Raw genomic sequence first — 22,418 nt, forward strand, 5'->3', positions numbered from 1 at the left:
CGCCCCCAAGACATTTCTGTCTTGAGGACGGGATTGACTCCGCGTTGCCACCTCAGTTCATTCATCTGTTACCAGATAAACCTTAGCAGGTTATGATTAACCCTTCTCTGTAACGGGAGAATATCGCTGCACCACCATCAAAATGAATCCGATGCAGAGCTAAGAGGCTTGGTTCCGTAATGCTTCCAAGCTCCTTCTCAGCTGAACGGAGTTCTCTGTGCAGGTAGCCATTACGTACTCTTCTCTATTTGCGCTTTTCCTTTTTTATACGATCTTCAGTTGAATTGTTACATATTATACAGCGGCTCGATCAACGCGTCAATGTTTTTCCATATTTAATCAGCATAAATCATCTTTCTTGTCATGCCTCCATCAACGACTACATCTGTCCCTGTCACAAATTGATTGTCTTCATCAGTTAAATAAAAACAAGCTTTGACAATATCCTTTGGCGTTCCGACTCGATTTGAAAAATGCTGCTGATGATCGATCTCCCGAAGATTTTTCTCATCTTTCGTTTCAATCCACCCAGGGGAAATACTATTCACAGTAATGGAATCCTGACTAAAGGAAGCCGCCAGAGCATGAGTAAGCGCTGATATCCCGCCTTTTGATGCTGCATATGCTTCTGTATGAGGTTCTGACATGATCGCACGAGTCGATGAAATATTCACAATGGAACCGCCTGTTTGATTTACTTTCATATAACGTGCCGCTTCTCTTGCACATAAAAAAGCACCTCTTAGATTCGTATGTAACACATGATCAAACTCATCGACCGTTAGTTCATAAGGGGATTTTGTACACATGACCCCAGCATTATTGATGAGGATATCGATCGTTTTATAACGCTCCACAGCAGACAACATTAAATCTTGAATATCCTTCTCTTGTTTCACATCCGTTCTTTGAAAAAAGGCCACAAAGGACTCTTTTTTCAACTGCTCCTCCAAGCGCTTCCCTTTTTCTTCATCAATATCCGCAAGCACGACACGCGCCCCTTCTTTCGCATAGCCATACGCGATCGATTCACCAATTCCATTGGCTGCGCCAGTGATGATGATTGTTTTATTGTGAAAGTTCATTGTTTATCCAACCTTTCTACATGAGATGATGTCGTCTATCATACCATTTTGTTGGAATCAAATGTACCGATCAATATGATCTAATACTTTTTAAACCAATGATCATAAAAACAATGGTAAAACCAATTAAAACTATCGTATCCAGCAGTAAAATTGAATGATTGACATTGCCGCTCATGATTTCACCAAAACCAGACATCATCCATGTTTGTGGAATAGCCATCGATATTTTTTTCATGATGTCTGGAACAATATCCAAAGGCCAATAAATACCGCCTAACATGCATGTTCCCACTATCACAATTGCACTAAAGATTTCAGTTTGTTTTTTTGTTTGAGATAAAGCAGCGATCATAAATCCTAAACTTACTACAAGACCAATAACGAATGACCCAAACAATAAAATAAGTATGAAGTTGCCTAAGTACACATTGAAGAACACAGATAAGACGGTCAATAAAACGCCTAATTGTATCCAGCAGAGCAGGAAATACGCAATGAAATAACCGAGCAGCACATATATTTTATGAATAGGACTCGACAGCAATCTTTGCCATGTATAATCTTTATATTCCAAATGAATAGACGACACCGAGCTCGAGATTGCAAACATCATAAACATGATGGTAAATCCAAGCGGGATTAAATTTGGCTGCTCACTTGCTTGACCATCTAGATTTTCTTCAATCATTGAAATGATGCCAGACGCATTTATTTTTTTCAGTGTCTTGATCAGCGAAACACTTTTCTGCTCTTTCACAGCTTGATTGATTTGATATATGTGGGCCGCTGTCTCTTTTAAATACGGAGATAAAACCGCGTATTCCTCTGTTTTCTTATAAACTGTCACATCAAAAATCTCTTTATTTTCTTTTAAATGGGACTTTAATTGATTGGTGACTTTCACCGATGCAACTGCTTTTTCATCAGATACTAATTCTTTTGCTTCACTTTCAGACACCTTTATCCAAAGGAATTTCGTGTTCTTTTCGAGAATTCGAAAAATTTCTTGATTCAGTTCACCTTGACTGGACTCTTGAACAAAAGCAACTGTGGGTTTCTTTGTATCTGATGCCGTGCTACCAAAGATAAAGCTAAAGACAATTGGCATTGTAAATAAAAAGATGAGGGTCAATGGGGACTTTAGCGTTTCTTTTAACTTTAGAGAAATGATCGCTAGCATTTTATACATAATGATGCTTCCTTTCAAAAGACATTCTTAGTAGAGCAAAGATGAAAAAAACTAATCCCATCCCACAGCTAAGCAAAAAACCACTTTGAATTTCATGAAAATCAGCACCTGCCATACTCTTTAAAAACATTTGAAGAGCAAGAGAATTCGGTAAAAAATAGCTGGTGTTGATTAACCACTGTGGAAATAAGTACAAGGGAACCATACTCCCACCTAAAGCAGCTAATACTTGTGTCCCTAAAATGCCTACACTGTTGAACGTTTTTTCTCTTTTTATAAAAGAACCTATCATTACACCGAATCCAGCAGCATTTAATATAAAGCTACATCCAATCATGACGACGGTAAATGGATCTCCCCAGTTGACCTTAAAGACAACACTAGTAAATAAAATGATGAGCGAAAGCTGAATCATACTCATTAAAAGAATACCCAATAACTTTCCAACGATATAACTAGTATTGCTTAAATTTGATACAAGCAGCCTTTTATAGACATCTTCCTCTTTTTCCTCTATCATACTGCCAACTAAGAAAACAACCGTCATTAATAAAAAGAGCACACCCATCCCGCCTGCGTAGTATTGGAAGGATGTAATCGGCTGGCTGTTTTTATGAATATTTCTCTCAGTTATTAGTTCTTTTTTCAATTGATGAGATACACTCTCTAATTCTTTCCCCTGATTCAACGGCATGAGAATACGATTCATTTCATAGTTTTGTGAGAATTGTAGAACCACATTCTCTAGAACCATTTCCTGTAATGTTGAATTTGGGCCTTTTAAAATATTTAATTGTACATTGTCATGTTTGATTAAGCTTTTTTCAAAATTCGGCTTGATCATGATCCCCATTTCGATCACTCTACTTTTTAAATCTTTCTCTAGTTGATCCTTTGACAGTAGCTTTACATTAATGATTTCACTTAGCTCACTTTTAGACAAAGTCGATATAAACAGTTTACTTGTAGTTGACCCATCTTGATCCGTGATCCCTACACGAAATGAGTTGATACTGACCTCACTATTTTCATTCATGCTATCTCCAAATGCCGCACCTAATATAGCGATCAAAATGATAGGCATAAAAAAAAGGGTAAAAAAGCTTTTTTTATCTCTAAAAAATAATAGTAAATCTTTCAATACAATCCAAATGCTCATGTGCTCACCTCTAAACAGTTCTAGTCCCGTAATTTTTTACTAGTTAAATACAAAAATATATTTTCTAAATTTGGTTCTACAATTTCTGCTGACATCATTTGAACATTTAATTCGGTCATACCTTGAATGAGGTCACTTAGTAACTGCTGAGGATGTTCATCAAATAATTTGATTTGATTTTCCTGAACCACAATGTCCTTCAAAGGGTCGTATTGATGTATGTATTGACACATTCGATCTATATCGTTTTGTCCTTGTTCACATTTGATCGTGAAAATCATTTCTCTTTTTTTTCCGACAAGCTCACTTAATTCTTTTTGATTCCCTATAGCAATGAAAGAACCTTGATCCATAATAGCCACTCTTTGACATAGATATTCGACTTCCTCCATGTAATGACTAATATAAATAATCGTCATTCCTTCACTATTTAACGTTTTCACTGTTTCTAATATATGATTTCTAGATTGTGGGTCTATACCTACTGTAGGCTCATCCATAATTAATAGTTTCGGCCGATGCAAAATTGCACAGCCAATATTCACTCTTCTTTTCATCCCTCCTGAGAATACGTTCACCTTATCATTTGATCTATTATCCAAACCGATTAACTCAAGTGTTTCTTGCACTCTATTTTTTAACTCTTTTCCTTTAAGTCCGTACATTTTCCCCCAAAACATTAAATTTTCTTTTGCTGTTAAATCTAAATATAAAGCGATCTCTTGTGGAACAATGCCAATCAATTGCTGCGCTTGCTTTGTTTCTTTAGTTAGATCAATACCTCCGATCGTAACAGTCCCGCTTGTCGCACGGATAAGTCCTGTCATAATGCCAATTAATGTTGACTTCCCTGCACCATTAGGGCCTAACAGTCCAAACGATTCTCCTTTTTTCAAGTGAAAGCTAACCCCTTTTAATACTTGTTTATTCTCATAATTTTTCATGATGTCATGTACTTTTAGCAATTGAACTCTCTCCCCTATTCTTCCTATCTATTCTATAGGATCATTTTCTATCATAGTTCATTCATCAACACGTATGGTATTCACTTCAACTAAAGATTATTTTTTCCAATTCATCCATTTTAACATGTTATAAAATGCAGGAGAATAGTATAGGACTTTTTATATTTGGAAACACAAAAAACTTACAGGACGATTCCTGTAAGTTTTTTAGCTTATTTTCGAATGGATCCTTATTTAGAAATCATCCCATGCGGGTCAATCACAAATTTCTTCGCTACACCCGAATCAAAATCACTATATCCTTTAGGGGCTTGATCGAGGGGAATGACGGTTGCATTGACGGCTTTGGCGATCTGTGCCCTTCCGCTTAAGATGGATTTCATTAGACTGCGGTGATATTGCATGACAGGGGTTTGGCCTGTCACAAAGGTATGGGCTTTGGCCCAGCCAAGTCCAATCCGCACTTTAAGAGAACCCACTTTTGCATCCTCATCAACGGCACCTGGATCTTCTGTGACGTAAAGTCCTGGGATTCCAAGTTTACCGCCAACTTTGGTAATATCCATAATTGTATTTAAAACGGTCGCTGGTGCTTCTCCTTGATCTCCATGGCCTGAAGCTTCAAAGCCGACACAATCGACCGCACAGTCGACTTCCGGCTCTCCTAGAATGTTTGTGATTTGTTCGCCGATTCGATCATGTTTTCGTAAATTGATCGTCTCGCAGCCAAAGCTTCTGGCCTGTTCCAGCCTTTGTTCATTGAGATCACCGACGATGACAGCGGACGCGCCAAGGAGCTGAGCGGAATGCGCTGCTGCAAGACCTACTGGCCCTGCGCCCGCAATGTAGACGGTAGAGCCTGGCTTAACGCCCGCCGAATAAGCACCATGAAAACCTGTCGGGAAAATATCAGAAAGCATCGTCAAATCAAGTATCTTTTCCATTGCCTGATCTTTGTCCGGAAATTTAAGGAGCTGGAAATCAGCATATGGAACCATCACGTACTCGGATTGGCCGCCAACCCAACCGCCCATATCTACATATCCATAAGCTGAGCCAGGGCGATCAGGGTTTACATTTAAGCACACATGGGTTTTTTGTTCCTTACACATGACGCAGCGGCCACAGGCAATATTAAACGGAACTGATACGAGATCCCCTTTTTGGATAAACTCTACATCCCGTCCAACCTCAACAACCTCACCTGTAATTTCATGACCAAGGACAAGTCCTTCAGGCGCAGTTGTACGTCCCCTTACCATGTGCTGGTCACTTCCACAAATGTTTGTTGTCACCACTTTTAAAATGACGCCATGCTCACATTTACGTCCAACATTGGCTTTAGGTACACCAGGGCCATCCTTTAACACCAAATCAGGGTATCCGATATCCTCCACTGCTACATTTCCTGCTCCTTTATAAACGACACCTTTGTTTCCCGACATGTTTCCATTCCTCCCTTTTTGTTTAAAAATGAAGTCTCTACAATTTTCTCTATTTCTCGTGCATTTCCCTTCTTCAAACCGCACATTGACTCAAAAAGTAAAAACTGAATGTCTACCATGGAAAGAAAAATGTATTTTCCAGTCAAATAAAAAAGAAAATATTGAAAAAAAAGCTAAACATTTGCAGAATAATGTCGATATAAGGAATAAGCCAGACAGGTATCCTTAATCGACAAACAAATTCCTTATATATACTATCATTCCTTACACACCTGGCTGGCCCCTACATATGAAATGAATCCGAAAGGCTCTTTTTATGAAGAGTCTTTTTTATTGCCGAACGATGGATTTCATCCCACGCAAAAAGAGGCTCCTCTGACGAAGAGCCTCTTTGTAGATTACTTGTTCATTACCTGGGAAATATTTTCATCATTTTAAGGCTTTGATACAGATATATGTATCATAGTGATAAACAGAAACGTCTCTAAAGTGATACGCTGAAAAGAGGCGGCTGATTTCTTGTTCACTGTATGTCGAAACGGACTTTGAACGTTTTTGTTCCTTCATGAGATCCTGCTTTTGAAAAGAGAGGAATACCTCTCCATCCACTTGAAGAACGCGGTACACCTCTTTCATTACTTGCTCTATGTCTGACAAGTAATAGATGGTCTGCACTGTAAACAATTTATTGAATGATCTGTCTTCAAAAGGTAATTGCTCAGCTTTTCCAAGTGTGATAACGGCTTTTTCCTGCTCTACAAGCCTCTTATTTTTTCTTTTTGCGTATTTCACCATATGACGAGAAGCATCGACTCCATATACTTTTCCTCGATCGAGTTTTTCTGCTACTTTTGATAAAGTCATACCTCTTCCAGTGCCAATTTCTAAAATTCGGTCATTTTCTTGTATATTTAAGAGTTGAATCGTCCATTGATTGATATTATGATGATTTTTTTCCATATAGCGGGCAATCCATTTTGAGAACAAGCCTTTTGGTTCCCTCATTTGTTTTCCAATCCAGCTTTGAATCAATGTTAACACCTGCTTTGCATCAGTAAATAAAACTATTTACGAATTTTCTTACTTTTCATATCGGCTCTCGCCTAACAAAAGTTAAGACCTAGTCCTAATTTCTTTCTCCTTTATAAGACGGCACCTTTTCTGAAAATGTTTCGCACGTGATGAAAAATATTTTAACGAATAGGCATTTTCATTAATTATGCTCAGATTGATTTCGTTTTCTGCATGAGCTGCATATTTTATGAATGTATCTTGATTAGATAAAGGTGGTGCTAGATTATGGGCTTTGGCGGTTATTCTGGAGGCTACTGCGGTGGCTACGGTGGCGGTTTTGCAGGCGGATTCGCGTTGCTTGTTGTACTGTTCATTTTGTTAATCATCATCGGTGCAAGCTGGATTTGCTAATGTAAAAGGAGCAGGAAACGATGACGTTTTCCTGCTCCTTTTCTTTAATACCAATAGGTTGGATATGTGTACATATAGCGTCTGAGCATTTCCTCTTGCTCTCTTTGCAATCTATATGGATTGCCGTACCCGTGCTTTAAAGAATGCGGAATAGACGCATACCCGTGCCCCACTGACGGAAACCTCATATATGGTGACATCGACATTCATTGATCACCTCACAATCTCCTTTTACGGTTATCATATGTGCGGATGATCAATGTGGAGCGTGTCTAAACCTGGTCCTTCTCCCTTGTATAACAATCAAGCATTGCCAGTATCATAAACATGTCAATCTCCTCCTTTTCATCTTTTTCTTTTCCTTCTTAGTTCATATACTTTAATTGTTTCTGCTTCATTTCTTCATAAAAGGATTCGACTTGTTGTTCATAAAGAACTGTTTCAATGTCTTTGTATTTTCGCCGGATCGTCAATGTAATAAAAAATAAATGGATTGTCATATCGCTCACCTCCCTTCAGTTCGCAGCACGCGAAATAGCCCGCAGATCTTCTTTATCAGTTGACCTGCGGGCACACAAAAATGCAGATCAAAAGACAGTGTCTTTCAACCTGCGATGGATGATACGTGAAATCCTCGTTTACTTAAACAGTTTTGAAGCGTGCACCGTAAAAGGTAAAGGAAGGACACGAGCTCTTCCACAGGCTGATGACATAATGAAATTGTTTGTTGAGTTGATCACAAGTAGATACGAATAACATATTCTTCAGCCTCCTTTACGTTTTTAATTACTTTGTAAGTATATCCAGCAAGCACCATTTTGTAAACCTGTTTTTAGTAAATGAGATGATTTTTGTGTGTTTGACTAAATTTCTACAGTCATTCTTGTCCAATTGTCCAATGCCATAAAAAAAGCCTCCTCATCACATGAGGAGACTTTACGAATTAATCTTCATCTAGTTCTTGTAGCTTTTTTTGAAAAAAGATCGCGCGTTTCACACAAAGAAAAGCGGCTATTAAGAAAACACAATCCACTGCCATCATCAGCATTTTTGGAGATGTTTCAATGTGCTGATTAGGTAAAATCGTACCAATATATAAAAAGGTGCTGACAGCAAGCAAAATAAAAGCGTATTGCTTATAATCTGTCACTAAACCACTCCACTTTTTCTTCACTTGTTTCACCTTCCCGTTATCCATGTCTATTCATAGCTTAACATAGTGAGAGAAAGCGAGGGGCATGTAAATCTATCCATTCGCTAGTGCGTCCAGCCCTTGTTCGATATCATGTAATAAGTCATCAATATCCTCAATACCGACAGAAATACGAATTAAACCATCTGTGATGCCAAGCTCTTCCCTGCGCTCTTTTGGAATGGATGCATGAGTCATTCGAGCAGGAACAGAGATTAAACTTTCGACCGCTCCAAGGCTTTCTGCGATTGTAAACAGCTTAAGCTGACTTAAAAACACATCGACATTTTCTTCGTTTCCAATATCAAAAGAGATCATACCACCAAAGCCTGTTGCTTGTGTTTTCGCAAGCTCATGACCTGGGTGAGCGCTTAAACCTGGATAATAGACACGTGTAATGGCAGGATGTTGTTCTAAAAACTCAGCAATTTTCTGCGCATTTTGTTGATGTGCTTCCATTCTTAGTCCAAGCGTTTTCATCCCTCTCATCAGAAGCCATGCATCTTGCGGCCCGAGAATACCGCCTGTAGAATTTTGAACAAAGTGCAGTTCTTCACCAAGTTCTTCAGTGGCTGTCACGACAAGTCCGCCTACGACATCACTATGGCCGCCTAAATATTTTGTGGCGCTGTGCAAGACAATGTCAGCCCCGTATTCAATCGGCTTTTGGAAATACGGTGTGAAGAATGTGTTATCTACAATCATTAAAATGTTGGCTGCTTTTGTAATGCGGCTGATAGCTTGTAGATCGGTCATTTTGAGTAGTGGATTGGTCGGTGATTCAATGTAGACAGCTTTTGTTTCTGGCAAAATCGCTTTTTTCACCGCTTCAGGATCACTTGTATCAACAAATGTGGCTTCAATGCCAATCCGGTTTAACACCTTTGTGATCACGCGATAGGTTCCGCCGTATACATCGTCTGTCAGTACGATATGATCCCCGCTGTTAAACAGCATCATCACTGCTGTAATCGCAGCCATCCCTGAACCGAATGCGTAGCCGTTTGCTCCCCCTTCGAGATCACGAATGACCGATTCCAGTGCTGTTCTTGTAGGGTTCGCTGTTCTGGAATATTCATATCCTGTATGTTCGCCTGCTTTTGGCTGCTTATAGGTGCTCACTTGGTAAATGGGAACAGACACGGCTCCTGTTTTTTCATCACCAGTTGTTCCGCTGTGAATCATCATTGTTTTTGGTTTCATTTTAATTTCCTCCCTCATAAATGCCTTTACTTAAATAGCGCTCACTGCTATCAGGAAAAATGGTGACAATGACTGTCCCAGGTGCTGCCTTTTTTGCTTCTTCTAAGGCGGCAAATAAAGCAGCACCAGATGAGCTTCCGATCAGAACGCCCTCTTTTTCAGCCGCTTCTTTCACCATTCGGAAAGCATCGTCGTCACTGACGGTATAAATCTCATCAAATAAAGACGATTCCATATAATCTGGAATAAACTCAAGGCCAATTCCTTCCGTTCTATGCGGGCCCGGCTTTCCGCCATTTAAAATTGATCCTTCTGGTTCCACAACAACCGTTTTTAACGCTTTATTTTGCTCCTTTAAATAGGCGGCACATCCTTGAAACGTCCCGCCAGAGCCCGCTCCTGCTACGAATACATCTATGTTCCCTTGCAGATCAGACCATATTTCTGGCCCAAGTGTTTTATAGTAAGTCAATGGATTTACTTGGTTTTTAAATTGCAAAACACAATACGCATTGTCAAGACTTGCCTCTAGTTCAAGGGCTCGATCAATCGCACCCTTCATTCCATCTTTTCTTGGTGTATGAATAATCTCTGCACCAAGCGCCTTCATGAGTTGTTGTTTCTCTTGACTAAAGTGTTCTGGCACACAGAAAATGGTGCGTAATTGATGCTTCCTTGCACTTAGCGCAAGCCCGATGCCTGTGTTTCCCGCAGTTGCTTCAATAATGGTTCCGCCTGGCCGCAGTTTGCCCGATGCCAGTGCTTCTTTCATCAGCATATCACCTAAACGATCCTTAATACTTCCGCCTGGGTTCATCATTTCAAGCTTTGCATAAACATCAACACCTGCTGGCACGCCAATGCCTGACAGCTTTAAAAGTGGTGTGTGACCAATTAATTCCGTAATATCATGTATGACAGCCATATTTTTTCCCTTCCTTTGCATGGAAAAGAAGGGGGAAACCCCTTCTTTTATTGTGTTTGCTTTATCATACGCAGGACAAGGTCTGTTGAGTGAATTGCTGCTTGCTCAAGAAATTGATCAAAGGAAATATTGGATTCTTTCCCCGCAATATCGGATAGCGCTCGAACGACCACAAATGGCGTTCCAAACAGATGGCAAACTTGCGCAACGGCTGCTGCTTCCATTTCCACCGCATATAGCTCTGGAAACTTCTCTCTGACAAACGCTACACGGTCAGGATCATTCATAAATGAATCTCCTGTTGCAATCGTTCCTTTTGCCACTTGAATATGATCGATTTCTAAAGCAGCTTCCTCTGCCAGCTTCACAAGCTTTTCATCGGCAATAAAAGCAGCCGGCAGCCCTGGCACTTGTCCATATTCGTAATCAAAGATTGTCACATCCACATCATGATGTCTAACATCTGTCGATATGACAATATCACCTACATTTAATGAGTGATGAAAACCGCCAGCAGATCCTGTATTGATCACATAATCTGGCTGGAAGCGGTCAAGCAGAAGTGTTGTGCTGACCGCAGCATTTACTTTTCCTATGCCTGATTTTAATAAAATCACTTCTTTATCTTCATAAACACCTGTTGTAAATTCACACCCAGCGATGTTTTCTTGTGTGGCATTCTTTAGTTGATCTCTTAAAATCGTCACTTCTTCTTCCATTGCACCTATGACTGCGATTTTCAAATCAAAAACATCCTTTCATTCCCTTTTCTTCGCTTCTACGATCCACACAAAATCATTCATTTGTTGAAAGGATGTGCTAAAACCTTCTTCTTCAAAGATTTGCTTTAGCACATCAATAGATGGATAGTATTCTGTTTCTAAATCCTCTGCAAGCTGATCGAATCCAGCGGCTTTCGCCTTGTCGATTTCAGCTTGATGTGCTGCTTGATTTTGAAACATTGTATCAGCAAAGACTATTTTACCACCTGAGGGAAGGATGTTGCCATAGGTGTGAATGGCTTGTTTTTTTTCTTCATCCGTTAAATGATGGAAAGCATATGAACTGACGACCGTATCAGGTTCAAAAGGCGGGGCTGGAAACGATAAAAAGTCTCCATCATGAAATACATTTGGTACTCCCTTTTGAAGAGCCGCTTTCTTCATCGCCTCAGAAGGTTCAACGCCAAACACTTTTTTATTTGCTTTAAGAAGCGCCGCGGTTAGATTTCCAGTACCGCTTCCAAACTCAAGAACATGTTGACCTGAACGGCGAGCAATCTCTTTTAGAATAGCCGGATACCCGCGAAACACTTCTTCATACTGCTCGTCGTGACCACTGACTGTGTCATCATAAGACTCAGCCCAATGATCAAATAAAGAAAGAAACTCACGTCCCATTTTCTTTCCCTCCACTTTATCTATTTATTCCTATGCGTATAGTATGTTTTAATCCGTTGAACAGTTCCTATCCTACCACATCTTCTGATTCTTTCCTACTAAAAAATACTGGGAGGGGTAGAAAAATATTTGCCCTTTTGAAAGGAAGAGATTATGATGATTCTAGAGCGTGAAGGGGTGAATGAAATGGATTTTCAACTGGATTTTTTAAAGGACAAAATTGAATTTTTTGAAGCAGCATCTTTAAAAGAACTTGAACAAAAGATCCAAAAACAAATTGAACATAATCAGGCGATCCTGCTGACTGTTCATTCAGTGAGTCATCAAACGACCGTCATTGATGACCGGATTTTGTATACAGCGGTTGTTCATTTTAAAGCGAATGTCTAAATAAAAAAAGATAGCATGTCCGCTATCTTTTTTTCATGTTTATTTTAATTTTTCAACCTTCACAGGTTTCCAGCCTTTTTCATCCACCCATGTAATTTCTACACGGTAGCGTTCACCTGTTGATTTATCACGGATGGTTCCTTTTGCATCTTGAGGCCCTCCGTTATTTCCTAACCAAAGAACAGTCATTTGATCTTCTGAAATTCCTGTCGCATAGGACATGGCTTTGATCATTTCTTTCCAGTCTTTTGAGTTAGAATCATAGGTCGCTGTATGTGAACCGGATTGCTCTGTTCCTACAGGCTCCCAGTCATCGTTTTCATATGTTTTGTCTACGTCACTTGTTTTGCCGCCATCTGTTACTTTGGCGTCTTTTAACGCATCTTTGTTCGTCTTTTCTTCATCATCTGTTTTCTTTGTATCTTCGTCTTGATCAGATGAATCATCTTTTTTTGTATCTGCATCATCGGATGTATCTTTCTTTTGATCTTTCACATCTTCTTGTGAGTTTTGTTTATTTTCACTTGAAGCAGGTGCCGTTTTTGATGGTGCGTCTGCTACATCTTTCGTTGGCTTATTAAAAATTAACAAACTCGATGCGACAACCAAAATAAGCACCACAACGATACCAATTAATATGTTAAGCACCATATTCGCCTTTCTGCGCTTATCACGATGTTCAAATCGAGAATTTCTACTCAAAATCTCTGCACTCCTTTGCCTCTGTTCCCTAAGTCGTTACTATTCTAACATGACATGAAGGGATGTTCTATGTCTGTTTCTTTTCAATTTCATTGACCTTTTTTACAATATCATAAAACGCTTCATTTGTCTTAGCACGGCCACTTGTCTCATCGAGATGAACAACCACAAGGGCGTATTTTGGCTTTTCTACCGGAAAGTATCCAGCAAACCATTTATGATAAAGCGGATTGCCCTTTTTATCTTTACTGCCTGTTTGGGCAGTGCCTGACTTCCCCGCTACATGAAATGGCAGATCTTGAAACCTCCTGCCTGTTCCTTTGTCAGACGTCACCACCTGACTTAAGTACTTTTGCAATTTTTGAGCTGTATAGCGGTCAATGCTCTCGCCTTCAGGCTGTTTGTTTTGAAAGGACAGCATCGTTGTTCCGTTTTGATACAGCACTTTATCTGCAATTCTCACTTCTTTTCGTTCTCCGCCCCTTGCAATCGTTGCCATCATATTGGCGATTTGCAAGGGAGTTGTTTTAACATTTTTTTGACCGATTGCCGTTTGTGCAATGGCTTTTTTGACATGCTTGTCTCTTTTATCTCCCCACACACTGCCTGTTTCTTCACGATCAAACTGTTTGAATTGCTGCTTATGGTATACATCCCCTTCCCAGCCCACTCGATCGACTAGCCCAAGCTTTGAAGCTGTCTTTTCAATGATTTGATCATCTGTTTGAATGAGCTGATCAGCGAGTGTCGCAAAGGTATAATTACAGCTTTGCGCAAAGCTCTCAGACAAATTCAGCACTTCCTGTTTTCCTTCTGGCTCTCCATATAAATTCTTTCGACAATCATACATCGTTTGTGGCTTGTCTAGGTTTTTTTCGATCGCTGCGGCAAGCACGGCCGTTTTAAATACAGAGCCTGGTGCCATCGCAGTCAGCATGTAATTTCTTGCCTCATGCCGGTTTTTACTCGTGACATTTGGAACACTCGCCATCGCCAGCACACTGCTGTTTTGAATGTCGAGCAGAACAGCTCCGCCTTTTTCGACGGCTTGTTCTTTTAGAACATTCTCCATTTCAGCTTGCATGTCTTCATCCATGGTTGTCTGAACCTGCAGCGGATAAAACGAATGAGCTTCTGCTGTATATTTGACGTCCATCCCAAACAAAGGGTTTCCCCTTCCGTCCACATGATATAACAATTTTGTGTCTTGCTCGGGTAATAGAAATTCGTCAAATGTACTTTCTAGCCCAAATGTACCGATTTCGGTTCGGATTGAAAGCTCTTTTTTGTCAGGATAACGCTTTCTTAAGAGTTCTGGATTCTCGCTTGTGAAGCCTAATGTGTGAAGGGCCAGTCTTTTTTTGTCCTTCTCTTTCATATATACGCCATAAACACCTGAATATTTCATCTCATTGATGTCTTTGAGCTTTTTTTTCGTGATGTCATTTTTTAAAATCAGTGGTTTTTTCGTTTCTGTCAGCTGCCTTTTCAGTTCATCTTCTTCCATCTCAAGAATCAAAGCCGTTTGCTTTAAGTGAGGAAGGTCATATTGGAGGAAAGGAAAGATGATGACCGCTGGCTCTTCTTTTGTGAGAAGTGCCTCGCCGTTTCGATCTAAAAACTCGCCACGTCCGTCTGAAATGACCACTTCTTCTGTCCGCTGTTTGACACTTTCTTGTATCAAATTGATATCAAGCTTTGAAAAAGATTCTGTGAAAAACAGCTGGATTTCTGCCAATCTGATCAGAAGAGCGAGCAATAATATAAATATAATGGCACCCGTCCATTGAATTCTTCTTTTTTTGCGCATAAAAACACCTCGTCCCTATTGTGGACGAGGTGTTTATCGTATAAACGTGATTATGAAATTTTTACAATTTGGACGAACATTTCTCCGCCTGGTGTTTGAACGGTAACTTTGTCATCTACTTGTTTACCTAACAGGCTTTTCGCAATTGGTGAGTCGTTTGAAATTTTGCCTTCAAACGGATCAGCTTCTGCACTTCCGACAATTGTATAAGATTCTTCTTCTCCATCCGGCAATTCAACGAATGTCACCGTTTTACCAAGTGAAACAACATTTGAATTCCCTTCATCTTCGATAATTTTGGCATTACGAATCATATTATCAAGCGTAGTAATACGGCCTTCTACAAACGCTTGCTCTTCTTTCGCAGAATCATATTCCGAGTTTTCAGAGAGGTCCCCAAAGCTTCTAGCAATTTTAATACGCTCTACAACCTCTTTACGTTTAACCGTTTTCAAATATTCAAGCTCTTCTTCTAATTTACGCTTTCCTTCTTCTGTCATTGGAAATACTTTCTCTTGTGCCATGAATCATTCACTCCTTCTATTAATCCTCATCATGCAAGCTTTCTGCATGTGAGTGACGACTGAAATATACAAGAATGAGGACACGTTCAGGCCCTCATTCCGTCTGTCCCATATTCGTAAAAGTCCATCTTACATGGCGTCCCTTTTAGATGCAACTATTATGCCTTTTATCTAGCAGGACCCAGCAGCGGTCTAAAGATCATTTATCTTTATCGCACAAACTGTGGAAAGGCACAGGAAGCTCCTGTACCTCGTTCGGCCATTTCGATCATATGTAGAAGAATAGCTTATCCATTCTCCAACTTCCAATACATAATATGGTCAGTGTACGATATGTCTATGCTATATTATTACAAAATTGCATTTTGATCAAGAATTGTTTGAAAATTTGTGATGATTTGTTTGTCGTTTTTTTAATATACTTTTACAAACTAGGAATCACTACAACGTTCAGCTTACCATCGCCATTTTTCCACTTCCGCTTCGAATGATTGTTTTCCTATCATATCAAATCTTGCATGCAAGGTATGCTTCTCCAATGCTGAACGAAAATCTACTAACAGGTTACGTATCTTTTCTACGTGATTATTATGCTGAAAAGACCTTTACAGTGTAAAGGTCTTTTCATCTACTCTCCGCGGTTTTGAAGAATCGTTTGAATCTTTGTCACCATTAAATCAATGGCCACATGATTTTGGCCGCCTTCTGGGATGATGATGTCTGCATATCGTTTTGACGGTTCAATGAATTGATTATGCATCGGTCTGACGACAGATACGTATTGTTCAATCACTGAATCAATAGACCTGCCTCTTTCTTTCGTATCGCGTAAAATACGGCGAATGATTCGAAGATCTGCATCAGTATCCACATACAGTTTAATATCCATTAAGTTTCTAAGACGCTCATTTTCAAGCGCAAAGATCCCTTCAACGATGATGACATCCTTCGGTTCAACATGTACTGTCTCTTCTGAACGTGTGTTTAGTTTAAAATCATAAATTGGTTTTTCAATGGACTCGTACCTTAGCAGCTGTTCTACATGCTCGATCATCAGGTCATTGTCGAATGCAAGCGGATGATCATAGTTTGTGAGCAGGCGCTCTTCAAATGGCATATGACTTTGATTTTTATAATATAAATCTTGCTGAAGCATGAGGATTGAATGTCCTTTAAATTTTTCATAGATCGAATTGGTGACGCTCGTTTTACCTGAACCCGAGCCGCCCGCAATGCCAATCACCACTGGTTTTTTCCCCATGTGCTGGTTATTTCCCCTTTCTCATCATGTTGCTAGGGTATACTTTTTGATCAAGCTTAAACTTCACAATTTGAAGCGGGTGACGAGCAGCATCAAGCTCGTTTCCTTTTTCGTCCCAAATGGTATCAATTTTGCAGGTGAAATTTTCAATTTCGGGACCGAAGAATTCAACTTCATCGCCTGGTTTAAAGAAATTACGCTGCTGCAAGGTAACGATTTGTTCTTTTTCATCATAATGGAGCACAAGACCTGCGAAATCAAATGTCGTTTTCTTTCCGTGTACACCAAACATTTGTTCATCCGTTCCTGGTACACCTTCGAAAAAGGCAGGTGCTGTGTCACGGTTGGCACATTTATCTAATTCGTCTAACCATTCTTGCTGAATAACAAAATGGTCTGGATCAGCACAATAAGCATCAATGACTTTACGATACACACTCACGACCGTAGCCACATAATGAATGGATTTCATTCGTCCTTCGATCTTTAAGCTGTCAATCCCCATTTCGATCATTTGCGGTATGGATTCGATCAGCTTTAAGTCTTTTGGACTCATTGCAAATGGTGCGTCTTCTTCGCTGAACAGCGGTGATTCCTCAGAGCCTTCTAGTTTATAAAGGTCATAATCCCAGCGGCAAGATTGACAGCAACCGCCGCGGTTCGAATCTCTCGCTGTCATATGGTTACTAAGGACGCACCGGCCAGAATAAGCAATACACATTGCACCATGAATGAACGTTTCGATTTCAATATCGACTTTTTCTTTCATTTCTCTAATCTCTTGGGCACTTGTTTCACGTGCAAGAACCACTCGCTCAAGCCCTTCTTCCTTCCAAAACTGAACCGCTTTCCAATTTGAAAGAGATTGCTGGGTGCTCAAATGAACTTCAAGCTTTGGTGCCACGCGTTTGCACGTTTCAATGATGAGTGGATCAGCAACAATAATGCCCGCTACACCAGCACTTTCAATCCCTTGTAGGTATTCTTCCAGCCCGTCCATATTTTCATTGTGGGCGAAAATATTCGTTGTCACATAAATTCGCGCACCGTATTTATTTGCAAATGCGACGCCTTCTGCCATTTCTTCAATTGAAAAGTTATCTGCATTTGAACGCAGTCCAAATTCTTTCCCGCCAATAAAGACAGCGTCTGCTCCATAATGTACAGCAATTTTCAGCTTTTCCAAGTTTCCTGCTGGTGCAAGCAGTTCTGGTTTTTTCGTAATGACACGTTTTCCATCAATCATCTCAGAAATTCCATCCTTTAAAAGTGTCATTTCTTCTGCCTCCTTTTCTATTAATAAACCGTTTCTTTAAAGAAGAACCCTGTATCAATTGGGCGGTTGACAGGCTGAATCTCTTCAATTCGCTGTACCCACTCGTCTTTCTGATCTTCATAGGCTTCTTTGTCAGTTGTGAGTAAATCGATTGCTTTTCGATATAGTGATGTCACCTCTGTCATATATGAAAGTGACTTTAAAATTCCGTCAATTTTAAAAGAGTCAATGCCTGCATCGACAAATTCTTCTAATTCGTCAATCATACATACATCATTTGGACTCATAATGTGTGTGCCATTTTTATCCTCAAAAATAGGATATTTGTTTTGACGCTCCTCGTCGTGAAGGAATAGTCCTTCCTCCATATTTCTGCCTTCCACGTTCATTTGCTTGCCTTGATATTCAAAGTAGTTGCCAATGAGTGTACGTTTCGATTGGAACATACATGTCATGCCGTGGACTTGAATTTCAATTTCCACTTCAGCGTTTTCTTTGATGTCGATCACGCTGTCCATATTGAGTTCTTTGGCAAGAACAGCACGCGTTGCGCCTTTTCTGCCCCAGTAGTTACAAGTGTAATAGTTGGTCCCAGTCGTTTCTGTACTCCAATGAAGATTCAGGCTCACCCCCGTTTCCTTTGCAGCCATAATCACTGCCGGGTCTCCAAAGACCACACCATCCACGTTTAATCCATCGAGAAAGGTTAAATAATCTCCAAGCAGTTGAACCCGGTCATTATGAAAGATCGCATTCATTGCCACATATACTTTTTTGTGATGTGCATGTGCGAGCTGAACCGTTTGTTTCACATCTTCTCTTGAAAACTCACCTGCAAGACGAATCCCGTATGTTTGTTCGCCGATTAAAAATGCGTCTGCTCCCGCCTCAATTAGTGGCAGTACATCCGATACCTTGCTTGGCGTCACAAGCAATTCTGGTTTTTTCATGATTGGTCACCTCTTTTTGTACTAATCGCGATCCCATCTCCAACAGGAATGATACATGTTTGGTAATCAGGGTTTGACATCAGCCATTGATTGTATCGATCAATTTTTCCTATTAATTGTTTTTTCCGTTTATCTTCAATGTCTTCTTCATAATTTGTCGCAACTAAACCTTTAAATAATACGTTGTCTGTGATAATCATTCCGTCATCAGACAGCATCGGTTCAAACAGCTCGAAAAAGCGTTGATACTGTCCTTTTGCCGCATCAATGAAAATGACATCATATGGCGCCATCGTCTGGACTGTTTTAGCCGATTCCATGGCATCGCCAAAGAACACGTGAATTCTATCTTTGAAATGTAGTTCCTCAATATTCCTCGTCGCTTCTTCATACCGTTTCGCATTTCGCTCAATCGTGTAAATCTCAGCATCTGGCAGAGCTGACGCCATTCGAATCGCAGAATAGCCAATGGCTGTCCCAACCTCAAGAATCTTCTTCGGTTTTTTCAAGGAAAGGAGCTGCAGTAAAAGTTCAATGCTCACCTTTTCCATAATTGGCACATGATGCTCTTTTGCATATTCCTCTAATTGAGCGATTGCATCAGGACTCGGCTCAATTAAATGTTCAATATAATCATTTATTTGATCATCTTCGATTGTCATTATATGTCTAGCTCCTTCATGACCTGAAAAAGAAGAGTCCTGCCTGCTGCAGCTCTCTTTCTCGTCAATCTTTCGTTCATCTAAGTAAAAACAACCCGATATATTTTACCACAAAGAAGTGGTAATTGCGAATCTATAAAATAGATATTCCAACGAGAAAAACTGTAGGCAATCTAAACAATTGTCTACAGTCTTTTTCCTCTCACATGGGCGTTAATTGCTGCCTGTGATGTATTTCGCTTTCGCTTTGTTGTGCTCATTTAACGTTTTCGTAAAGACGACTTCTCCATTTTTCTTCGCTAGGAAATAAACAAAATCTGTTTTCTCTGGATGGAGTGCTGCTTTCCAAGAAGATTCACCAGCATTTGCAATCGGACCTGGCGGCAGTCCTTTGTTGGTATACGTATTATAAGGAGATTTCACCTTTAGGTCTTTGTAATAGACGCGCGACTTATGCTCCCCAAGTGCATAAAGAATCGTTGGATCTGTTTGAAGCGGCATATCCTTTTTCAGCCGATTATAAAACACACTTGAGATTTTTGCCCGGTCTGTCTTTTCGGTTGCTTCCATTTCAATCAGCGATGCCATCGTTAATACATCATGGATGGACATGTTTCGCTTTTTCATGTCTTTTTCATACGTTTTCACATATTGATCTGTTTGTTTAATCATGGTGTCAATGACCGTTTCGAGTGATTCATCCTCGCGATAAAACGGATACGTAGCAGGGAATAAATATCCCTCTAACGGATGTTTGATCTGTTTTCCGTTCACCTGTGACGTCACCGTTTTCGGGTATTTTTTCATCATTTTTTTAATAAACGCTGGGTCATCGAGCTTCGCTTCAACTTCCTTCGCTGTGAAATTCGTCTGGTTCGCAATAATGGTTGCAATATCAGACAGCTTTTTCCCTTCAGGAATCACAAGCTGAAAGGCATAATCTGTACCGCCAGAGGTCAGCTTTTGAATGAGCTGATCTGCATCCATTGTTTGTTTGAGATGAAAATAGCCCGCTTTAAAGCCGGACGCTTTTTTGTATTTTGCATAGTACGTGAAGATCGTGTCATTTGAAATAAGCCCATTTTCTTTTAAAATGCCTGCAATCTCGCTGACAGATGTCCCATTTGGAATATGAATATTAATCGTTTGTTTGCTTTTTTGATCGACCGGTCCGAGTGCTGATTTAACATATAGAAAACCTGATAATGCTGCAATGATGATCACAGCAAGTACAGATAACAGGACGATCCCCATTTTTCGTTTAAAAAATGGTCGTTTCTTTTGTTCTGAAAACATGCATGGCCCTCCTCACATCTAGCCTTTATAGTACATGATTCGACGGAGTTCGGCAATTACTTGCTCATGCATGTCATGACAGAACTTGCCATAAGACGGCTAAGCCCACACCGCCGCCACTGCCAATGGCAGATACGACATAGCTCCCTTTCGGTAAGCCGTGCGCTTCGTAAAATAATCTCACCATCATAGCAGCTCCCGAGGCGCTGTATGGATGCCCAAGACAAAGCGCACCGCCCCTTCTATTGATCCGGTCATAAGGTATACCAAGCGCAAGTGCAATCAGTGCTACTTTGAGCGTAAACGCTTCATTAATGCCATCTGCATCATCTCTTGAATGTTCAATATTCATGCCCCTCACTCGATTCTTTTTAATAAGTAAAAAGTTGAGTGACTTATGTCAACACAAAGTAAATAAAAGTTAACATATTGAGTATAAAAAAAGACCTGTGAAGAACGATCGTTTAGATCATGCTCACAGGCCTTTTATTTGTTCTATTCTTCTTCTTGATCTAAGAACGTATTTAACGTTTCTTCGATCATGTCCCACTCTTCATCCGTTTCAATTGGCTCTAGCTCGCCATCTTCACCATCTTCGTTTGGTGTGAAGCTTGATGCATGAATTTCAATTTCTTCGTTATCTTGTTCAGAAATTGGATAGTAAAGGACATATGATTTATTAAAATGATCGCTTTCAAAAGTAAATAGTACTTCGCAAAGCTGTTCATTTCCATTATCATCAACGATTGTAATTTGCTTTTCTCCGTGTTCCATTTGATTCACCTCATTTTAATTTAAGCTGTCTAAATATCCTTGAAGGATCATAACAGCGGCCATTTTATCAATGACTTTTTTGCGCTTTTGCCTGCTCACATCTGCAGAGATGAGCATTTTTTCCGCTGCCATTGTCGACAGGCGCTCGTCCCAAAGCACAACAGGAACATTGTACGTGTTTTCTAGCACTTTCGCAAATGATTGGCTGGCCTCGCCTCTTGGACCGACCGTACCGTTCATATTCTTTGGAAAGCCCAGTACAATTTTATCTGCTCCGTATTGCGTGATAATCTCAGACAGGCGGCTGAGACCAAAGTCTCCGCCTGCTTCATCAATTTTAATTGTTTCAATCCCTTGCGCTGTCCATCCCATTTCATCACTGATCGCAACACCAAGGGTTTTCGTGCCTAAATCTAAGCCTAAAATTCTCATGTTTTACGCCTCTTTATGTGTCTCTAAGTACGATTTAACCAATTCCTCAATTAATTCGTCTCGTTCTAGTTTACGAATTAGGTTGCGTGCATCCTGATGTCTTGGAATATAAGCAGGGTCGCCTGACAGCAAGTATCCGACAATTTGATTGATCGGGTTGTATCCTTTTTCTTGGAGTGCGTCATGAACTGTAATGAGCACTTCATTCACATTGGTTTCAGCTGAATCATCAGAGAAGTTAAACTTCATTGTCTTATCAAATGAACTCACTGCTTCTTGCACCTCTCTTCCAACATTCTACTAGCAAGCTTTTTCTAACCGCTCATCTAATACCATTATTCTACACTACA

The 22,418-nt window shown here is 40.1% G+C and carries 26 protein-coding genes and 1 pseudogene; 2 read left to right on the forward strand and 25 right to left on the reverse strand.

Going from position 1 to position 22,418, the window contains the following annotated elements:
* Positions 1 to 335 precede the first annotated feature (335 nt).
* From BA1_RS10180 to BA1_RS10205, 6 genes are all read right to left on the reverse strand, one after another.
* Positions 336 to 1,085: a glucose 1-dehydrogenase gene (locus tag BA1_RS10180; RefSeq protein WP_008358476.1), complete on the reverse strand. Its 750-nt coding sequence runs from the start codon at positions 1,083 to 1,085 to the stop codon at positions 336 to 338.
* 70 nt (positions 1,086 to 1,155) lie between these two features.
* Entirely contained in the window at positions 1,156 to 2,277 is a 1,122-nt protein-coding gene (locus BA1_RS10185; protein WP_008358478.1) for an ABC transporter permease, read from the reverse strand.
* Positions 2,270 to 3,418: an ABC transporter permease gene (locus BA1_RS10190; protein WP_237739212.1), complete on the reverse strand. Its 1,149-nt coding sequence runs from the start codon at positions 3,416 to 3,418 to the stop codon at positions 2,270 to 2,272. Before BA1_RS10190 ends, BA1_RS10185 begins: the two co-directional genes overlap by 8 nt.
* A gap of 38 nt (positions 3,419 to 3,456) precedes the next feature.
* A complete protein-coding gene (locus BA1_RS10195) occupies positions 3,457 to 4,401 on the reverse strand; it encodes an ABC transporter ATP-binding protein (RefSeq protein WP_008358482.1) in 945 nt (314 codons plus the stop codon).
* A gap of 230 nt (positions 4,402 to 4,631) precedes the next feature.
* Positions 4,632 to 5,846: a formaldehyde dehydrogenase, glutathione-independent gene (gene fdhA / locus BA1_RS10200; RefSeq protein WP_008358484.1), complete on the reverse strand. Its 1,215-nt coding sequence runs from the start codon at positions 5,844 to 5,846 to the stop codon at positions 4,632 to 4,634.
* A gap of 429 nt (positions 5,847 to 6,275) precedes the next feature.
* Complete coding sequence (locus BA1_RS10205) at positions 6,276 to 6,878, reverse strand: class I SAM-dependent methyltransferase (protein WP_008358486.1); 603 nt, start codon at positions 6,876 to 6,878, stop codon at positions 6,276 to 6,278.
* Between the two features lie 267 nt (positions 6,879 to 7,145).
* On the opposite strand from BA1_RS10205, the gene BA1_RS19780 reads away from it, so the two are divergent.
* The gene (locus BA1_RS19780) at positions 7,146 to 7,271 is read left to right on the forward strand and encodes a YjcZ family sporulation protein (RefSeq protein WP_008342643.1); all 126 of its coding nucleotides are present in this window, start codon (positions 7,146 to 7,148) and stop codon (positions 7,269 to 7,271) included.
* Positions 7,272 to 7,315: 44 nt separating this feature from the next.
* Here BA1_RS19780 and BA1_RS19030 read toward each other — a convergent pair whose 3' ends face one another.
* The 7 genes from BA1_RS19030 to BA1_RS10230 all read right to left on the reverse strand — a co-directional run bounded on the left by BA1_RS19030 (position 7,316) and on the right by BA1_RS10230 (position 11,991).
* Positions 7,316 to 7,477: a hypothetical protein gene (locus BA1_RS19030; protein WP_155887861.1), complete on the reverse strand. Its 162-nt coding sequence runs from the start codon at positions 7,475 to 7,477 to the stop codon at positions 7,316 to 7,318.
* A gap of 159 nt (positions 7,478 to 7,636) precedes the next feature.
* Positions 7,637 to 7,771: a YrzI family small protein gene (locus BA1_RS18705; protein WP_008358488.1), complete on the reverse strand. Its 135-nt coding sequence runs from the start codon at positions 7,769 to 7,771 to the stop codon at positions 7,637 to 7,639.
* A gap of 443 nt (positions 7,772 to 8,214) precedes the next feature.
* Complete coding sequence (locus BA1_RS10210; RefSeq protein WP_008358490.1) at positions 8,215 to 8,445, reverse strand: YrhC family protein; 231 nt, start codon at positions 8,443 to 8,445, stop codon at positions 8,215 to 8,217.
* Between the two features lie 72 nt (positions 8,446 to 8,517).
* The gene (locus BA1_RS10215) at positions 8,518 to 9,666 is read right to left on the reverse strand and encodes a bifunctional cystathionine gamma-lyase/homocysteine desulfhydrase (protein ID WP_008358492.1); all 1,149 of its coding nucleotides are present in this window, start codon (positions 9,664 to 9,666) and stop codon (positions 8,518 to 8,520) included.
* A gap of 1 nt (position 9,667) precedes the next feature.
* Positions 9,668 to 10,591, reverse strand: coding sequence for a PLP-dependent cysteine synthase family protein (locus tag BA1_RS10220; RefSeq protein ID WP_008358494.1), 924 nt, complete (start codon positions 10,589 to 10,591; stop codon positions 9,668 to 9,670).
* Between the two features lie 47 nt (positions 10,592 to 10,638).
* Positions 10,639 to 11,334: a 5'-methylthioadenosine/S-adenosylhomocysteine nucleosidase gene (gene mtnN / locus BA1_RS10225; protein ID WP_008358496.1), complete on the reverse strand. Its 696-nt coding sequence runs from the start codon at positions 11,332 to 11,334 to the stop codon at positions 10,639 to 10,641.
* Between the two features lie 15 nt (positions 11,335 to 11,349).
* Positions 11,350 to 11,991, reverse strand: coding sequence for a class I SAM-dependent DNA methyltransferase (locus BA1_RS10230; RefSeq protein ID WP_008358498.1), 642 nt, complete (start codon positions 11,989 to 11,991; stop codon positions 11,350 to 11,352).
* 186 nt (positions 11,992 to 12,177) lie between these two features.
* Between BA1_RS10230 and BA1_RS10235 the strand changes: the two genes are divergently transcribed.
* Positions 12,178 to 12,381 (forward strand): YrzA family protein, encoded by a 204-nt coding sequence (locus BA1_RS10235; protein ID WP_008358500.1) that lies wholly within the window; start codon positions 12,178 to 12,180, stop codon positions 12,379 to 12,381.
* Between the two features lie 39 nt (positions 12,382 to 12,420).
* On the opposite strand, the gene BA1_RS10240 is transcribed toward BA1_RS10235, so the two are convergent.
* The 12 genes and pseudogenes from BA1_RS10240 to BA1_RS10295 all read right to left on the reverse strand — a co-directional run bounded on the left by BA1_RS10240 (position 12,421) and on the right by BA1_RS10295 (position 22,338).
* Positions 12,421 to 13,083: a YrrS family protein gene (locus BA1_RS10240; RefSeq protein WP_008358502.1), complete on the reverse strand. Its 663-nt coding sequence runs from the start codon at positions 13,081 to 13,083 to the stop codon at positions 12,421 to 12,423.
* 67 nt (positions 13,084 to 13,150) lie between these two features.
* Complete coding sequence (locus BA1_RS10245) at positions 13,151 to 14,893, reverse strand: peptidoglycan D,D-transpeptidase FtsI family protein (RefSeq protein ID WP_008358503.1); 1,743 nt, start codon at positions 14,891 to 14,893, stop codon at positions 13,151 to 13,153.
* 50 nt (positions 14,894 to 14,943) lie between these two features.
* Positions 14,944 to 15,417, reverse strand: coding sequence for a transcription elongation factor GreA (greA, locus tag BA1_RS10250; protein WP_008358505.1), 474 nt, complete (start codon positions 15,415 to 15,417; stop codon positions 14,944 to 14,946).
* A gap of 628 nt (positions 15,418 to 16,045) precedes the next feature.
* Positions 16,046 to 16,678 carry a uridine kinase gene (gene udk / locus BA1_RS10255; RefSeq protein WP_008358507.1) on the reverse strand — a complete coding sequence of 211 codons (633 nt, stop codon included), beginning with the start codon at positions 16,676 to 16,678 and terminating at the stop codon, positions 16,046 to 16,048.
* A 7-nt stretch (positions 16,679 to 16,685) separates the two neighbouring features.
* Positions 16,686 to 17,954, reverse strand: a complete 1,269-nt coding sequence (locus BA1_RS10260; RefSeq protein ID WP_008358509.1) for a peptidase U32 family protein — start codon at positions 17,952 to 17,954, stop codon at positions 16,686 to 16,688.
* Positions 17,955 to 17,974: 20 nt separating this feature from the next.
* Positions 17,975 to 18,904 carry a peptidase U32 family protein gene (locus BA1_RS10265; protein ID WP_008358511.1) on the reverse strand — a complete coding sequence of 310 codons (930 nt, stop codon included), beginning with the start codon at positions 18,902 to 18,904 and terminating at the stop codon, positions 17,975 to 17,977.
* Positions 18,901 to 19,566 (reverse strand): O-methyltransferase, encoded by a 666-nt coding sequence (locus BA1_RS10270; protein WP_008358513.1) that lies wholly within the window; start codon positions 19,564 to 19,566, stop codon positions 18,901 to 18,903. Before BA1_RS10270 ends, BA1_RS10265 begins: the two co-directional genes overlap by 4 nt.
* A gap of 213 nt (positions 19,567 to 19,779) precedes the next feature.
* A complete protein-coding gene (mltG, locus tag BA1_RS10275) occupies positions 19,780 to 20,862 on the reverse strand; it encodes an endolytic transglycosylase MltG (protein ID WP_008358515.1) in 1,083 nt (360 codons plus the stop codon).
* A gap of 73 nt (positions 20,863 to 20,935) precedes the next feature.
* Positions 20,936 to 21,178: pseudogene (locus BA1_RS10280) on the reverse strand (acetyl-CoA C-acyltransferase); the annotation flags it as partial.
* Between the two features lie 179 nt (positions 21,179 to 21,357).
* Positions 21,358 to 21,636, reverse strand: a complete 279-nt coding sequence (locus BA1_RS10285) for a DUF1292 domain-containing protein (RefSeq protein ID WP_008358518.1) — start codon at positions 21,634 to 21,636, stop codon at positions 21,358 to 21,360.
* Positions 21,637 to 21,651: 15 nt separating this feature from the next.
* Positions 21,652 to 22,068, reverse strand: a complete 417-nt coding sequence (gene ruvX, locus BA1_RS10290; RefSeq protein ID WP_008358520.1) for a Holliday junction resolvase RuvX — start codon at positions 22,066 to 22,068, stop codon at positions 21,652 to 21,654.
* 3 nt (positions 22,069 to 22,071) lie between these two features.
* A complete protein-coding gene (locus BA1_RS10295) occupies positions 22,072 to 22,338 on the reverse strand; it encodes an IreB family regulatory phosphoprotein (RefSeq protein ID WP_008358522.1) in 267 nt (88 codons plus the stop codon).
* Positions 22,339 to 22,418 lie beyond the last annotated feature (80 nt).

It is taken from the genome of Bacillus xiamenensis, assembly GCF_000300535.1.
Classification (GTDB): Bacteria; Bacillota; Bacilli; order Bacillales; family Bacillaceae; genus Bacillus; species Bacillus xiamenensis.